A 16,246-nucleotide genomic window follows, 5' to 3' on the forward strand; every position below is an offset into this window, starting at 1 on the left:
AGTGCTCAAAGACCTAGTCCTGCCGGATCATCACTTGGAGATCGGCCAGACGAAGTTGTTGTCGAAGCTCGGACCGAGCTTGAAGTCCTTCACGTCCTTGCGATAGCCGGCGACTTCCGTCTGCTGATAGAGGATGATGAAGGGGCTTGCTTCCAGGAATTTCTTCTGGATGTCCTCATACATGGCGCCGCGCTTGGCCGCATCGCCTTCGAAGAGCGCCGCCTTGGCCTGCTTCTCCAGTTCGGGAGAGGTCCAGGTGTTGCGCCACACGAGCGTCTTGTTGCTGCTGGTATCGGAATTGTCGTCGTTGGTGGTGAAGGTATCGGCGTTGGAATGGGGATCCCAATAGTCCGGGCCCCAGTTGCCGAAGTAGATATCGTGATTGCGGGCACGATATTTGGTCAGCTTCTGCTTGCCGTCGCCGGGGATGATCTCCACCTTGATGCCGGCCTGGCCGAGCGTCTGTTGGATCGCGGTCGCGATGCCCGTATCCGGCTCGATGCTGCGCACGTCCATGGTGATCGAGAAGCCATTGGGCAGGCCTGCCTTGGCCAGCAATTCCTTGGCCTTGGCGACGTCGAGCTTGAACGGATTCTCATCCAGCGAGCCGAGCATGCCCTTCGGTTCGAAGGTCTGATGGATCTCGCCGATGCCCTTGATCAGCGTCTTGCCGATGGCATCATAATCGACCAGATATTTGAACGCCTGCTGCACTTCCGGCTTGGCCAGATTGGCGTTCTTCTGGTTGAGGCTCATATAGTAGATGGTGCCCTTCGGCGCGCTGGTCGAAGCAAGCTTCGGGTTCTTCTCGACAGCCTCGAGATCGGTCGGCGACAGGTTGCGGGCGATATCGATATCGCCGTTTTCAAGCGCAAGGCGCTGTGCGGAGCTTTCCTTCATGAAGCGATAGATGACACGGTTCAGCTTGGTCTTTTCGCCGTAATAGTTGTCGTTGCGCTCCAGCACGACCGCCTCGTTGGCGCGCCATTCACGCAGCTTGAACGGACCGGAACCGGCAAATCCGGTCTTCAGCCAGCTGTTGCCGAAGTCGTTGTCGTATTTGTAATCGGCGGTCGGCGTTGCCGGCTTCACATGCTGCAGGACCAGCTTCTTGTCGACCACTTCGGCAACAGTTGCCGTCAGGCAGTTCAGCACGAAGCTCGGCGCATAGGGCTTGTCGACAGTGAAGGTGAAGGTGTTCGCGTCGGTTGCCTTGGCCTTTTCTGTCACGTTATCGCCGGTGATGCCGAACTGCGTGAGAATGAAGGCCGGGCTCTTGTTTAGCTTGACGACACGCTCGAAGGACCATGCAACGTCTTCAGCCGTGATCGGGTTGCCGGACGCGAACTTCAGGCCGGGCTTGAGCTTGAACGTATAGGTCAGGTGATCGTCGGAAACCGTCCAGCTCTCGGCAAGGTCACCCTTGATCTTCGACGTATCGTTGATGTCGAGACGGACGAGCAGGCTATAGGTATTGCCGGTGATTTCGGCAGCCGACAGCTCATAGGCTTCGGCCGGATCCATGCTCAGAATATCGTCGAAGGCAAAGCCTTCGACCAGCGTGTCCTTGGGCGTCGCAGCATATGCGTTCGGCGCCGCCATCAGCAGAAGCGAGAGAGCCACACCGGCAGACAGTGCGCGCAAACCGCGGTTCATCTTGGTCATCATCATTATTTTCATTCCCCTCTTAACAAACTTTACGCAATATCGGCACGCACTTTACCGGCTGCCTTCCTTCCAGGCGGACGCCAGGACGCGAAGCCAGTTCTCCCGGCACAGCTTTGCAAGATCGGCCTCACCATAACCAGCACTGCGAAGGGCTTCAATCAGCTTCTGGTTGCCTGCGGCATCGCCGATTTCAGCCGGAATCGTGGCGCCGTCGAAATCCGATCCGAGACCGACGCAGTCGATGCCGACGCGGCCGACCAGATGATCGACATGCCGCACCATCACCTCGAGCGGCGTATCGGCATCCGAGCGCGCATCGTCGCGCAGCATGGCCGTCGCATAGTTGAGGCCGACGAGGCCGCGGCTTTCCTTGATGGCGTCGAGCTGCTTGTCGGTGAGGTTGCGCGCGACCGGCGTCAGCGCATGCGCGTTGGAATGGCTCGCGACCAACGGCTGATCCGAGGTCTTTGCCACATCCCAGAAGCCCTTTTCGGTGATATGGGCGAGATCGATGAGGATGCCGAGCTGGTTGCAGGCGCGCACCAGCGCGAAGCCGGCCTCGGTCAGGCCGGGTCCGGTGTCGGGAGAGCTCGGATAGGCAAAGGGCACGCCGTGGGCAAAGACGTTGTTGCGGCTCCAGACCGGGCCGAGTGAGCGCAGGCCGGCGGCATAGAAGGTTTCGAGCGCGACGAGATCGGCGTCGATCGCTTCGCAGCCTTCCATATGCATGACGGCCGCGAAAATGTTTTTCTCCATGCAATCACGGATATCGGCGGTGGAACGGCAGAGCTTCCAGGCGCCGGCACGGTCGAGCCGCAACGCGATCGCCGCCATTTCGAGAGCGATATCGAGGGAAGGCGCACGCTCCAGCGGAGCCGCCAAAGGCGTAGCATAATGGCCGTTGCTATCCGGATCGGCAAAGACGAGATCGCCCGACGGAATGTAAATGGCGCAAAGACCGCCGGCCAGGGCGCCGGCACGCGCACGCGGCGCATCGATATGGCCGCTAGACGTCCCGTGCTTGAATTCGGCGACCGGGTCGGCGCCATCGCGCGCGTGATGCCAGAGCCTCAAGAGAACGTCGTTATGACCATCGAATACGGCTTGCATTGTCTATCCCGGATGAAGCGCTCGAGTGAGCGAATGGAAAGCGGGCAGAATAGAAAAGCTGACAGGATTCGCCATACCCAAATGAAAAAAATTTGCATTTGCATGGAACCGTATATTCAAATGGAAAAAGGCGGGGCACAAACCCCGCCTTGAGAGCATGATAGAACGCTGACGATGTTCGGGCGTTTCAGCGCTTGGCCCGCTTCTTCTGGCGGTAGACGTCGATGGCAACGGCCGCGACGATGATGAAGCCCTTGGCGATTTCCTGGTAATAGGCATCGACGTTGAGGAAGGTGAAGCCGGAGATCATCACGCCGAGAATGACGGTGCCGATCACCGTGCCGGCAATACGCCCGACGCCGCCCGTCAGCGACGTCCCGCCGATGACGGCAGCCGCGATCGCATCCAGCTCGTAGTTGACGCCCATGCCGGCCTGCGCCGTCTGCACGCGGGCGGCGGTAATGATGCCGGCGAGACCGGCGAGAAGCCCGGCAATCGCATAGACCTTGACCAGATGCGCCTCGACATTGATGCCCGAAACGCGCGCCGCCTGCAGATTGGCGCCGATCGCATAGGTGAACTTGCCATAGCGCGTGTAGCGCAGCACGATATGAAAGAGGACCGCGATGATGAGGAAGACGACGACGGGCCAGATGCCGGAGCCGATGAAATTGAACTGGTCGGTGAGGCCCGAGATCGGCTGGCCCTTTGTATAGAGCTTCGACAGGCCGCGGGCCGAAACCATCATGCCGAGGGTGGCGATGAAGGGCGGGATCTTGGTTTTCGTGATCAACTGGCCGTTGATGTAGCCGGCGAGAAGCCCGATCAGCAGGCCGATGCCGATCGGCACGAAGAAGGGCATGTCGGTCAATGCCGGGTAGACGGCCCTTGCCCATGTCGACGACTGGGCAAAGCTCGCAGCGACCATCGCGGTGAGACCGACGACCGAGCCGGAGGAGAGATCGATACCACCGGTTATGATGACCTGCGTCACGCCGACCGAGATGATGCCGATGACGGAGACCTGCAGGATCATGATCTTCAGGCGCTGCAGGTTCATCAGGAAGCTCTGGCCGACGAAGATCCAGCCGAGGATCTCGCAGAGAAGCGCAATGCCGATCAGCACCAGGAAGATGCCGAGTTCGGGCGGCACACGCCGACGTCTTGGCCGGGTGACTGCCGGGGCGGTCGCCTCTGCAACTTTGCTAACCATGGTTCAATCCTCCCTTGCGATGATTGGCGGCGTCACTGCGCGGCCAGCTCCATCACCTTCACTTGAGTTGCTTCTGCGCGATCCAGGAACCCGGTGACCCGTCCTTCATGCATGACCATGATGCGGTCGCTCATGCCGAGCACCTCGGGCATTTCCGAGGAGATCATGATGACGGCGACGCCGTTGCGCGCCATTTCGGTAACGAGACGATGGATCTCGGCCTTGGCGCCGACGTCGATGCCGCGCGTCGGCTCGTCCAGGATCAGAATGCGGGGATTGGTGAGCATCCACCGGCCGATCAGTGCCTTCTGCTGATTGCCGCCGGACAGATTTTCGATGCGTTCGTCGAGGTTCGGCGTCTTGACGCGCAGCTTCCTAGCCATCTCCTCGCAGGCCTCTTCGATCGCGCCTTCCTGCACGAAGCCGCCGCGCACGAACTTGTCGTGCAGCACGGCCACCTGCATGTTCTCGAGTACGCTGAGGATGAGAAGACAGCCCGTATCCTTGCGGTCCTCGGTCAGGAAGGCCATGCCATGACGAATAGCAGCGGCCGGAGAGGTGATTTCGGTCTTCTTGCCGAAAAGCTCGATCGAGCCGGACGAGGCCGGCGTCACGCCGAAGATGGTCTCGGCTACGTTGGACCGGCCCGATCCGACAAGCCCGGCCACGCCGAGGATCTCGCCGGCCCTGACCTCGAAGGACACATTGGAGAAGACGCCCTCGAGGCTCAGATCCTTGACCGACAGCACGGTCTCGCCGATCGGCACCTCCTCCTTCGGGAACATCTGCGTGATCTCGCGGCCGACCATCATGCGGATGATATCGTCGCGGGTCACGTCGGTGGAGGCGTGCGTGCCGATATATTTGCCGTCGCGGAAGACCGAAAACTCGTCGGCGATCTCGAACAGCTCGTTCATCTTGTGGGTGATATAGACGATGCCGATGCCCTGGGCGCGCAAGTCGCGAATGATCTGGAAGAGATGCGCAACCTCGCGCTCGGTCAGCGCCGAAGTCGGCTCATCCATGATCAGCACGTCGGAATTATAGGAAACCGCCTTGGCGATCTCGACCATCTGCCGGCTCGCGACGGAAAGCTCGCGCACCTGGATTTCCGGATCGATGGAAATGTTGAGGCGCTGGAAGAGCTCCTCGGTCTTGCGGCTCATCTCCGCATGGTCGACGAGGCCGAAGCGGTTCTTCGGCTCACGCCGGATCCAGATATTCTCGGCAACCGTCATGAAAGGCATCAGGTTCAGTTCCTGATGGATCATGGCAATGCCATTTTCCAGCGCGTCGAGCGGTGACTTCAGCCGGATCTCGACACCCTTGAGCCGCACTTCGCCCTGATCGGGGATATAAATGCCGGCAAGGATCTTCATCAGGGTCGATTTGCCCGCACCGTTTTCGCCCATCAGCGCGTGCACCGTCCCGCGCTTCAGGCGGAAGGAAACGTCATCGAGGGCGAGCACGCCGGGAAACTCCTTGCGAATGCCTTCAGCGCTCAACAGGTAGGCGGCATTGGGAACAACGCCGCTGGCGCGCACCGCCGCCATGGTGGATGGGCTCACAACCATTTTTCCCTCCCGGGCAGATCGGATTTCAAAGGATGCGGGCCTTTAAGCCCGCATCTGTCGATCACTCTCGTTCTCAGTTCTTCTTGACGAAGTCCTTGACGTTGGTCGGCGTGACGAGCTGAAAGGGAATGTAGACCTTCTTCTCGATCTTCTCGCCCTTGGCGAGCTTGAGCGCGGCATCGACTGCGCCCTTGCCCTGGCCGGCGGCATCCTGGAACACGGTGACCTTCAGGTCGCCGGCCTGCATGGCGGCAAGCGCATCCTGGGTGGCATCGACGCCGGCAACCACGATCTTGTCCAGCGACTTGCCGGAAGCCTTCAGTGCCTGGATGGCGCCGATCGCCATTTCGTCGTTGTTGGAGATGACGGCATCGAATTCGAGGCCGCTGGAAAGCCAGTTGGTCATCAGATCGGCACCCTGGGTGCGCTGCCAGTTGGCGGTCTGCTCCTGAACGATCTGAATGCCCTTGCACTCGTCGGTCGCCACCACATCGTGGACGTCCTTGGTGCGCATGCGGGCAGCCTGGTTGGAAAGCTCGCCCATCATGATGACGGCCTTGCCCTTGCCGCCCAGCAACCGGCAAACTTCCTTGGCTTCCAGCGTGCCGGATTCCTGCTCGTTGGAGGCGACGAAGGCCTGTTTGTCCGGGAGGCTGTCGACGTTGGCCGGTTCGCGGTTGACGTAGACGAGCGGGATCTTGGCGTCCGCGGCCAGCTTGGAAATGGCAGCCGTCGCATCGGTGTCGACCGGATTTACGATGATGGCATCGACCTTACTGGCGATGAAATTCTGGATCTGGCTCTGCTGCTTGGCGATGTCGTTCTGAGCATCTTCCACCTGCAGCGTCACGCCGCTCATGCCCTTTGCATAGTCCTGCATGCCGTTACGCAGGACCGTCAGAAAGTTGTCGTCGAAGAGCGCCATGGAAACGCCGATGGTTTCGGCATGGGCTGCGGTCGACAGCATAAGCGCCATCGCGGAGCCAAGGATAAATTTCTTCATGTTTTCCTCCCAGATACGGTGCCCGGCCACACCCTCCTGAATGCCGGGGCCCTCAGTCTCGACCGCAGGGCCTGTCGTCAATTCGGTCGTCACTCCCATGACGGCCACGTTGAAAAAAACGGAACAAACAAACCGTAAAATTCTTTATGCGGAATATTCATTCCATTTTTCATCGCAAAGGTCAACACCAAATTCCGGCCGCGTTCCGGGAACCCGCGAAGACGGATTTTATCGCCGGCACTGCTGCAAGACGCGAAGGCCGAACCTACATACGGACGCCCTGCGTGATGGAACGGTTATTCCATCAACGCCGGAACGGAATAGAATGTCGATAACCAACCTGCCCCAGCGCGGCAAGCAAGGGAGAACACGCATGCCTTCGATGTACAATTTCTCGGTTCCCATCTTTCAACGCGGCCTGCAAAACCTCTCCGCCTATCTCGACAAGATCGAAGCCCATGCCGCGGAGAAAGGCATTGCGGCGGAGGAACTCGTTTCCGCTCGCCTCATCGACGACATGCTGCCGCTCTCCGGCCAATATCAGCGCGCCTCCGATACGGCGAAGCTCACCATTGCGCGACTTACCGGCATCGATGCACCGCGTTTCGAAGACAACGAGACGACCGTCGCAGACCTGCGGGAACGCCTGAAGAAGACGCAGGATTTTCTGGCGACGATCACGCCGGCCACGATGGAAGGCAGCGACATGCGGGAGGTGACGATCACACCCGGAGGCAACAAGACCGTCTTCAAGGGTGAGGATTACCTGGCGAAATTCGCGTTGCCGAACTTCTTCTTCCACGTGACGACGGCGCACGACATCCTGCGCAGCCGTGGGCTGCCCGTCGGCAAGATGAACTATCTCGGCTCGTTCGCCTAACGAGCAATACCAGGAAAACTGCGCAGCGGTTTTTGTCCGGAATTGCGTAAAAGCAAATGACAGAAGCGGGTCAGGGCCGGAGCGATACCGGCCCTTTTTCCGTCAGCTCCGTATAGGCAAGCGTCTGGTCCAGATGCCGGGCGCGAAGGGAGAGAAGCTTTTCGGCATAGGCGAGCCTGATTGCCAGGTAGGCGCCATCTTCAGCGACATTGGACAGCTCCGCCGGATCCTTCGCAAGATCGAAGAGCAGCGGCGGCAGCCCGGCGCAATGGACATATTTGAAGCGCTCGTCGCGCACAACGGCCAGATTGCAGGCATTGGAACGCAGGCCGAAATGCCGCTCGGGGACACCCTCGGCGATATCGCGGAAATCGAATTCCCAGAAAGCCGCATCGCGCCAGCCTTCCGGTTCGGAACCGGAGAGGAACGGCAGCAGGCTTTCGCCGTCGACATGGTTTACCGGCGCGATCCCGAGCCGGTCGCACAGGCTTGGGAAAATATCCGCGGCACTGGTGAAATGCTCTACTTGCCGGCCACGCGTTGCGGCCTGGAAGGGATCACGAATGACGAGCGGAACATGATAGCTGCCATCGAAGAAACCGCCCTTGCCGAGCATCCAGTGGTCGCCCATCATCTCGGCATGGTCGGAGGTGAAGACGATGACGGTATCGTCCCAACTGCCGGCATCCTTCAATGCCTGCCAGATCCGGCCAAGCTGTGCGTCGACTTCGGCGATCATGCCGTAATAGATGGCGCGGATCGCCGCAAAATTCTCAGACGTCCATTCCCCGATGGAGCCTTTGCCGCCATGCATGAAGCTGCCCTTGCCGATCAGCGGCAAGCCGAAGGCAAGCAGCGGATGCGCTGCCATCTCCGTCTCGCGATCGGCGGCGCGCGCGAAAGCCGGGCCGTCAGCCGTCGAGAACATGCGGTTATAGGGCTCCGGCACCGAGAAGGGCGGGTGCGGCCGGAGGAAAGAAACATGCGCGAACCAGGGCTGATCCTGCTCTCCGAGCCAGCGGATGAACTCGCCCGCCAGAAATGCCGTCTGCGTCTCCTCCTTGGAATAGGCAGGCGCATTGCTGGAAATCTCGCCGGGCTGGGCACCGACCGGAATATGAATATCGCGGCTGACGGCATCGGCATGACCGCGCGAGCGCAGCCAGGAGAGCCATTGCTTTTCGTGTTCGGGCAGGAGCTGCCGCGCCGTGAAGCCGGGCAGCACCCCCTCATAAGTCGTCAGATGCGGATCGTGGGGATCCCGGCCGCGCGGATCCGGCGCTGTGTCGGTATAGCCAAACAGCGTCGGGTCATAGCCTGCCCGCCGCGCCGCAAGCGCGACATTGTCGAAACGGGCATCCAGTGGCGAACCGTTGCGGCAAACACGATGGTTCATCTGGTAGAGGCCGGTATAGAGCGTCGCGCGCGCCGGCGAACAGGGGGCTGTTCCAGCATAATGCCGCCGGAAGAGCACGCCTTCCCGCGCGAGCGCATCGACATTCGGCGTCCTGACGCATTCATGACCGACGGCGGAAAGACAATCTCCCCGCCATTGATCCGCCGAGATCAGCAGAACGTTCGGGCGTTTGCCCCCAATACCGGCGAAAGAACGCTGCTCAGTGCTGGTTGGACTTGGCATGCCAGTTCCAGGCGGATTGGATGATCTCAGTCAGATCATATTGCGGCGACCATCCGAGAATATCGCGAGCCTTGTCGTTGTTGGCGACCAGCGTCGTCGAATCGCCCTCGCGGCGGCCGACATATTCGACCGGGAACGGTCGGTTGGACACGGTCTCGATGGTTCCAAGCAATTCCTTCACGGTCGTGCCGGTGCCCGTGCCGAGATTGAGCGCGACGGAATCGCCGCCATCAAGCAGATATTCCACGGCGCGGACATGGGCGTCGGCGAGATCGAGCACATGGATATAATCGCGCACGCAGGTGCCGTCGCGCGTATCATAATCGCTGCCGAAGACCTTGAAGCCCTGGCGGCGGCCAAGGGCGGCATCGATGGCGAGCGGGATGGCATGGGTTTCCGGCGTATGCCATTCGCCGATGCGCCCCTCGAAATCAGCACCGGCAGCATTGAAATAGCGCAGAATGACGGAGCGCAGCCCCTTGTATTGGTCATAATCCGCCAGCGCCTGCTCGACGATATATTTCGTGCGGCCGTAGGGGTTGATCGGAACCTGCCGGTGGCTCTCATCGAGCGGCACGCTCTGCGGCAGACCGTAGGTCGCGCAGGTGGAGGAAAAGACGAAGGCTTTCACACCGGCCGCCTGGGCAGCCGAAAGCAAGGTCAGCGTGCCGATGACATTGTTTTCATAGAAGGAGACCGGATCCTTGACCGACTCGCCGACCTCGATCAGCGCGGCGAAATGCAGGATCGCGGCAGGCTTGTGCTTGGCCAGCACCTCGTCGAGACGGGCGCGATCACGAATATCGCCTTCCTCGGCCGGACCCCATTTGACGAATTCGCGATGCCCATTGGAGAAATTGTCGTAGACGACGGGTTTGAACCCCTTGTTCGCCAGATCCAGACAAGTGTGCGAACCGATATATCCGGCTCCGCCGACCACAAGCACCGTTTCTCCTGCCATGACCATCCCTTCTTAACTCACAAGGATTTGCCGCCCCAAGCGCGGCGGATCAGCTCGATCCGAGGCGTACACTTAGAGAGCTGTAGCCGACTTGCAAGGCGGGAGGAAGGTGCAAGATCGGCAAGATCAGGAATGGGCGGAGGCGAAAAGCTAAGCCGGCTTCGTGTCGGCTCTGCCGGTATGCATGAGAATTCCAGCCAGCGCCAGCACCGAAGGCAGAAGCGAGATATGGCTGAAATCCCGGCAACTATGTTACGGTGGGCATGACTACCTGGCTGTCCGGCCCGATTTCTATCCTCTCGCAAGCCTGTGCACCGCTTCGATGAGTTCGGGCTCCAGGCCAACAGCAAAATTGTAGCACCGCGCGCGATCGAACTTCCGGCATGAGCCTGTGCCTGACGTCGTGATGCCAATGGCCTCCAGGCCCTCAGGCCCTTCTCTCAGGATCGGGCTGCCCGAGGCTCCGACGTCGGAGGAGCAGTCCGTGCGAAGACCGCTTGCCGGGATTTTCTCAATATTTTCGACCGATCGGATACGGCAGTCACCAACAATGCGCTCGTTCCAATCGTCGGGAAGAAAGTGCGCCTGACGGATGGAGGCACTTATGATCTTATCTCCGACGGAAACGGGTTTAGAAGGCAGGCGATATGGTTCGAACTCTGTCACGGATTCGGACAGCCGCATCACGACCCAGTCATAGGGATCGTCCCAGGATTTAAGACCTTTGTTCGGATGAACGAAAGATGCGACATCGACCTTGTGCCATGTTGATCCCTTGCCGTCGCTCACTTCAAACCCACAGCGCATGATCGACATTGGCCCTGCATAGATTACCTTGGCGTTTTTGGGATAGAGAGCATGCCGTGCCGTGACCACGATATCGGGCTTATAGAGCAGGAAAGCGCTGGCCTCATTGAAGGGACACATGATTCTGCCGCTTGCGCCAAACTTCTTGCGAGCGACGTCAGGGGACATGCCGTACGACGCCGCGTAATCATCAATGGCGCGCCGGTTGTCAGCTCCGATTGTCCCTGCCTTCGCGCAGGCTATTCCGATGGCCAACGTCACGACAAAGGTCATGAAATGCTTCAGCAGGCGGCCCAGTGGCGCTGTAAATCGCAAGGTCCTACTTAATTGCATGGTTCCCCACTACCTCTCCTGCATGGCCTGCGAGGTCACTTCGACGATCGGCGAGAACAGATATTCAAGGATGCGGCGCTTGCCGGTCTTGATTTCAGCCGTCGCGGCCATACCGGGCGACAGCGGCACGACATGGCCATCGACGCTCATGGTGCCGGCGTCCAGCTTGACGGTAACGGGAAAGACAAGGTTCTGAACCCGCTGCACATTTGTCGTCGGCACGGTCGCCTGCAACTGTTTGCTCGGAGCGCCTTCGAGCTGGTTGGCGTCCGGCTCCGGGATCGCATCCGTCGCAACCGCGGTGACATGACCGTGGATCACGCCGTAGCGTGTGAACGGAAACGCCTCGATCTTGACCACCGCCGGCTGCCCGACCGCCACAAAGCCGATGTCGCTATTTGGAAGATAGGCTTCGACTTCCAGGGCCGAATTGCCCAAGGTCGAATTGTCTGGGGCCGAACTGCTTGGCACGATGCGCATGAGATCGATGCCTGTCGTCACCACCTGGCCGACGGTGTTGATCAGCGACGATTGCACCGTACCGTCGATCGGGGTAGCGATCGTCATGGATTCCCGGCGCTTGCGAGCCTTGATGAGCTGCCGCTCGAGTTCGTCGGCCTGCCGTGAGGCATCTCCTGCCTTCTGCACATTGTCCGCCACGAAGGTTTGAACCGTCTTTTCGCCATCGCTGGTCGTGACGGCAAGCGACGCCTTGGCCTCTTCGAGCTGGCCAGATTCTTCGGCAAGCGTCGCCTCTTCCTTCTGGCTGACCTCCTTGGCATCGATGACCTCCGCCCTAGAGCCGGCGTCCTGGTTCACCAATGACGCGCGGATTGCGACCCGTTCGTTGAGGGTATCGACCAACTTCTGCTGCGCGACGATCGTCTGTTCGAGCCTGGCGACGGTTGCTTTGGCTTGTATGTGCTGGGCACCGAGATTGGTAAGGCTGGCCGCAAGCTGCGAAAGATCGGCCCTGAAGATCGACTGCTCGCGGTTGCGGATGCTTATGGGCGCATCCTCCGCGAAGGCCAGCGGCGCCTCTGATATCGTCTTGTCGCTCGTCCAAATGCCTTGCTGTCGCCAAAGCTCGACCGTCGCCAGAACCGCCCGGCGACGCACCATCTCGCCACGATAGGCCTGGAGATTGATTGCAATCGCGTCTTCGTCCGACCTGAGCTCGGTGTCATCGAGCTGGACGACGATGTCGCCGGCCTTCACCTTTGAACCATTGACGACCGGGATGGATCTGACCTTGCCGACCTCGATCGACTGGATGACCTTGACGCGGCCCGTCGGCTGGATCTTACCTTGTGCTGTCGAGACGATGTCGAAGGTGCCGAGGTAACTCCAGAGAAGTGTGGCCGCCACGACGATGGCGATGAACCAGATGAAGGCGGTGCGGATCGGCGAGGCCGGTGTCTCGAGGATCTCAAGTGCGGCCGGCAGGAACTCGTTCTCCATCCTGCTGCGCCGCTGCGGTCTGATTGGACGTCTGGGAGGCTTGACCACCTGGTTCATGGCTGGTTGAGCCCCGTCTGCAACTGCCAGAGATGGGCATAGAGGCCGTTCGGCCGGGCAAGCAGGCTGTCATGCGTGCCCTCCTCGACAATGCGGCCATCCTTCATGCCGATGATGCGATCGCAATGGCGGACGGTCGCCAGGCGGTGGGCGATGATGATGACCGTCCTGCCTTTGACGATCTCGCGCATGTTGCCGAGGATGATGCGCTCACTCTCATAGTCGAGCGCGCTGGTGGCTTCGTCGAGGATCAGCATCGGCGGATTGGTGGCAAGGGCTCGCGCAATCGCCAGACGCTGGCGCTGTCCGCCGGAGAGGTTGGCGCCGCGCTCCTCGATCAGCGTATCATAGCCCTTCGGCAGCTTGGCGATAAACTCGTCGGCCCCCGAAAGCCGCGCCATCTGCATGGCCGCTGCCCGCGACATCGACGGATTGACCAGGCAGATATTGTCATGGATCGTGCGGTTGAACAGCATGTTCTCCTGCAGGACGACGCCGATGTTGGAGCGAAGCCACGCCGGATCGACCTGGGCGATATCCTGGCCGTCGACGAAGACCTGGCCGCGGGTCGGGATGTAGAAGCGCTGCACCAGCTTGGTCAGCGTCGATTTGCCCGATCCGGACGGTCCGACGATGCCGATGACTTCACCCGGCCTGACGGAGAACGAGATGTCGCGCAGCACTTCCGGGCCATCGGCCGTATAACGGAAGTTCACCCCCTTGAAGGAGATGGCGCCTCTCGGCTTCGGCAGGCTGACCGAGACTTCCGGCCGTGGCTCGGGCGGTGCGTTGAGGATGTCGGCAAGACGGGCCACAGACACCTGCACCTGCTGGAAGTCCTGCCAGAGCTGCGACAGGCGCAGGATCGGCTGCGAGACCTGACCGGCGATCATGTTAAAGGCGACGAGCGCACCGACCGTCAGCTCGCCATTGATAACGGCCTGAGCGCCGAACAGAAGAAGTGCCGCCGAGGTGATCTTGTTGACATACTGGATGGCGTTCTGGCCCTTGGCGGCGAGCATCGTCGTGCCGAACGACGACTGCACGTAACCGGCCAGACGCTCTTCCCATTGCGCCGCTACAACCGGCTCGACGGCCGATGCTTTCAGCGTCTGGACGCCGACGACGGTCTCGACGAGAAGCTGTTGGCTATAGGCGCCGCGCTCGAACTTCTCGTCGATCTTCTCCTTCAGGAACGGCCGCACCAGGAAGCCGATCGCCAGATAGAAGGGGATCGAGGCGACGACGATCCAGGCGAGCTTTGCGGAATAGGAAAACAATACGAAGATGAAGACGATGGTGAAGATCAAGTCGAGGCCGGAGAACAGCCCCTGCCCCGTCAGGAAGTTGCGGATCGTCTCAAGTTCACGCACGCGGGCGATCGTCTGTCCGGTTGCGCGCGTCTCGAAATAGGAAAGCGGCAGGCTGAGCATATGCCGGAACAGCCGCCGTCCGAGCTCGACATCGATGCGGTTGGTCGTATGCGCCAGTGCATAGGTGCGAAGATATTGCAGCACCACGTCGAATAGGCCGACGGCCGCCAAGCCAACGACGAGCACGATCAGCGTCGAATAGCTCCGATGGGCGAGAACCTTGTCGACGACGACCTGGAAGAAGAGCGGTGTGACGAGTGCAAAGATCTGGACGATCAACGAGGCGAGCAGGACATGACCGAAGGCATGGCGATAGCGCCAGATCGACGGCAGGAACCAGCGGAAGCCGAAATTGCCACGCGACGCGCCCGGTCCGGCCAGCCGCCGCTGCAGCAGGATGAAGTGCCCCGACGTTTCCGCAAGCAACTCCTGAGCGCCGAGATTGCGGCTGGAAAAGTCCGTCGGATCGATGATGCGCCATGTGTTGTCGGGTGCTGCTCCGCCGAAGACCGCAAAGCGGCCATCGGTCAGACAGGCGATCGCCGGCGTCGGCAAGGTCGCCAGCCGAACATCCGATTGGATCTCCAAATGCTTGGCCTTCAGTCCCACGAGCTTGGCCGCACGCAACAGGTCACTGCGTCCGGCCGGCTTCGTCAGAGCGAGATCGCGGGCCAAAGTATCGGGGTTGGAGGCGATGCGGAAATAGCCTGATATCGCCGCAATCGCCGCAAGGCCACTGTCGGGGCGCCTCACCTCGTCTGCGAATGGGGATGCGGTCGGGGGCTGCTCCGGTTCAATGAGGGTGGCTTGGTTCATGACGTTATGTCCGCCCCTCAACGGCCAAAGCGCATCGTAGATGCCTACCGCCCATCAACATAGGGAACCTCTATCTGCGCTGAGTCATAGCTGAAGACGTCAAGAGCCGTTGCAAACGGAAACTTCCATCGATCGTCTTGAAATTGCCTGCGGACCTTGTGGACTCGGTCGTCACCTGTGGTGATCCAGATGTCGGCTGCAGCTTCGTAAGGAAAGGAACGCCAGATCGCACCGTAGTGAATTTCGCCTTCGTCGCCGTCGTGATCGCTGCCGATAAGGTGGCAGGCGTTCCAGATTGGTCCGCGCTGCCCGACACTGCCAGCGGATCCATAACCAATTCTCAGCCATTTTGTCGAAAACGCATATTTGCCGTATTCGTGATCGCCGATTTTCCGGAGCTCGTAATGTGGTTTCAGCGTTCCATCCGGCTTGGCATTGAAAGTTATCATTGCAACCCGCGAGCTGCGCCAAGTCGCGCCAAAAGCATCGTTGACACGCTTGCAAGAGATGTCTTCTTCGAAGACATCATTGTTGCGCTGTCCATGCGCGGCTTGAGAACTATCGACAAGCCCGCCGTTCTGCACAGCATTCGAAATCGTTGGCCAAACCGCGAGCGCAAGGAGGAGCGCCGCAGGGCGTGAAATCCTTCTCCGTGATACATGGCGGCAAGGTGAAAATCCCGGTCTCTCGCCCGAGAGGGCCAAAGCAGCCCTGATTCTACCTCTTTGATGGGCAGCGAAACGCCGAAACCTTTCCTCTGCGATCGTCCCATGCGACGACAAGCCTTTGTTCTGCAGCGTCCTTTGGAATGGCCGGCCTCTAGATCGGCAGCACAACGCCAGGAGCGAGAAAACACCTCCGCCGCGCGATGCCGCAAGTAAGTCCCTAAACCTCTCACTGGGCGGCATTTTGGTCAAAGCCGGAAGAATGGTGCCGTTTCGGCTTCGATGGACGCAATCCGGTAAAATGCAGAGCTCTCGCGATGCTCGCGGTCAAGACGTGGCTTCGGCTGAACTGAACATAATCGTCGTAGGGTATGACACCCTTGGCATAAGCGGTAAGAATACGGCGGCAATATTCAAATCGGACATTGGCCGGCGCCACATTCATCAGCTTGGAAAGCTTCTGCTGAACCTCCGGCGTAATGCCAGAGTGGCTGCAGTGCTCGATATTCCAGTTAAGAGCCGCGGGATTGCTCAGCATATTTTTATCATATTCGTAGCCGCCCTTGGTCGTCACAGGGGCGTCGCTTGCCGATGCAGAACAAGCCATGGAAATTGGAGCAAGAATCATGAGGTATTTTTTCATTCCGGTCTCTTTGGCTTGACGCCGACATGCCGCACCGGCGCTG

The 16,246-nt window shown here is 60.0% G+C and carries 13 protein-coding genes; 1 reads left to right on the forward strand and 12 read right to left on the reverse strand.

Annotated features, from left to right (window positions below; genetic code table 11):
• Window positions 1-30 precede the first annotated feature (30 nt).
• The 5 genes from DQ393_RS10075 to DQ393_RS10095 all read right to left on the reverse strand — a co-directional run bounded on the left by DQ393_RS10075 (window position 31) and on the right by DQ393_RS10095 (window position 6,568).
• On the reverse strand, window positions 31-1,671 hold the full coding sequence (locus DQ393_RS10075) for an ABC transporter substrate-binding protein (RefSeq protein WP_112341620.1): 1,641 nt from the start codon (window positions 1,669-1,671) through the stop codon (window positions 31-33).
• 48 nt (window positions 1,672-1,719) lie between these two features.
• Window positions 1,720-2,778, reverse strand: a complete 1,059-nt coding sequence (locus DQ393_RS10080; protein ID WP_112341621.1) for a dipeptidase — start codon at window positions 2,776-2,778, stop codon at window positions 1,720-1,722.
• A 187-nt stretch (window positions 2,779-2,965) separates the two neighbouring features.
• Window positions 2,966-3,991 carry an ABC transporter permease gene (locus tag DQ393_RS10085; RefSeq protein WP_112341622.1) on the reverse strand — a complete coding sequence of 342 codons (1,026 nt, stop codon included), beginning with the start codon at window positions 3,989-3,991 and terminating at the stop codon, window positions 2,966-2,968.
• Window positions 3,992-4,023: 32 nt separating this feature from the next.
• On the reverse strand, window positions 4,024-5,565 hold the full coding sequence (locus DQ393_RS10090; protein WP_112341623.1) for a sugar ABC transporter ATP-binding protein: 1,542 nt from the start codon (window positions 5,563-5,565) through the stop codon (window positions 4,024-4,026).
• A gap of 73 nt (window positions 5,566-5,638) precedes the next feature.
• On the reverse strand, window positions 5,639-6,568 hold the full coding sequence (locus tag DQ393_RS10095; RefSeq protein ID WP_112341624.1) for a sugar ABC transporter substrate-binding protein: 930 nt from the start codon (window positions 6,566-6,568) through the stop codon (window positions 5,639-5,641).
• A gap of 373 nt (window positions 6,569-6,941) precedes the next feature.
• Between DQ393_RS10095 and DQ393_RS10100 the strand changes: the two genes are divergently transcribed.
• The gene (locus tag DQ393_RS10100; protein ID WP_112341625.1) at window positions 6,942-7,448 is read left to right on the forward strand and encodes a DUF1993 domain-containing protein; all 507 of its coding nucleotides are present in this window, start codon (window positions 6,942-6,944) and stop codon (window positions 7,446-7,448) included.
• A 70-nt stretch (window positions 7,449-7,518) separates the two neighbouring features.
• Here the strand turns inward: DQ393_RS10100 and DQ393_RS10105 are convergent, their stop codons facing one another.
• The 7 genes from DQ393_RS10105 to DQ393_RS10135 all read right to left on the reverse strand — a co-directional run bounded on the left by DQ393_RS10105 (window position 7,519) and on the right by DQ393_RS10135 (window position 16,203).
• A complete protein-coding gene (locus tag DQ393_RS10105) occupies window positions 7,519-9,087 on the reverse strand; it encodes an alkaline phosphatase family protein (RefSeq protein ID WP_112341626.1) in 1,569 nt (522 codons plus the stop codon).
• On the reverse strand, window positions 9,065-10,048 hold the full coding sequence (gene galE, locus DQ393_RS10110) for a UDP-glucose 4-epimerase GalE (RefSeq protein ID WP_112341739.1): 984 nt from the start codon (window positions 10,046-10,048) through the stop codon (window positions 9,065-9,067). Before galE ends, DQ393_RS10105 begins: the two co-directional genes overlap by 23 nt.
• Before the next feature lie 291 nt (window positions 10,049-10,339).
• Window positions 10,340-10,975: a trypsin-like serine peptidase gene (locus tag DQ393_RS10115; RefSeq protein WP_181592309.1), complete on the reverse strand. Its 636-nt coding sequence runs from the start codon at window positions 10,973-10,975 to the stop codon at window positions 10,340-10,342.
• A gap of 222 nt (window positions 10,976-11,197) precedes the next feature.
• Window positions 11,198-12,706 carry an HlyD family type I secretion periplasmic adaptor subunit gene (locus tag DQ393_RS10120; protein WP_112341628.1) on the reverse strand — a complete coding sequence of 503 codons (1,509 nt, stop codon included), beginning with the start codon at window positions 12,704-12,706 and terminating at the stop codon, window positions 11,198-11,200.
• Entirely contained in the window at window positions 12,703-14,895 is a 2,193-nt protein-coding gene (locus DQ393_RS10125; RefSeq protein ID WP_112341629.1) for a type I secretion system permease/ATPase, read from the reverse strand. Before DQ393_RS10125 ends, DQ393_RS10120 begins: the two co-directional genes overlap by 4 nt.
• Window positions 14,896-14,939: 44 nt before the next feature.
• Window positions 14,940-15,479 carry a hypothetical protein gene (locus tag DQ393_RS10130; RefSeq protein WP_112341630.1) on the reverse strand — a complete coding sequence of 180 codons (540 nt, stop codon included), beginning with the start codon at window positions 15,477-15,479 and terminating at the stop codon, window positions 14,940-14,942.
• 310 nt (window positions 15,480-15,789) lie between these two features.
• Window positions 15,790-16,203 carry a hypothetical protein gene (locus DQ393_RS10135; protein WP_181592310.1) on the reverse strand — a complete coding sequence of 138 codons (414 nt, stop codon included), beginning with the start codon at window positions 16,201-16,203 and terminating at the stop codon, window positions 15,790-15,792.
• Between the last annotated feature and the right edge of the window lie 43 nt (window positions 16,204-16,246).

This window comes from Martinezella tropici, assembly GCF_003287875.1.
In the GTDB taxonomy this organism is placed as follows: Bacteria; Pseudomonadota; Alphaproteobacteria; order Rhizobiales; family Rhizobiaceae; genus Rhizobium; species Rhizobium tropici_C.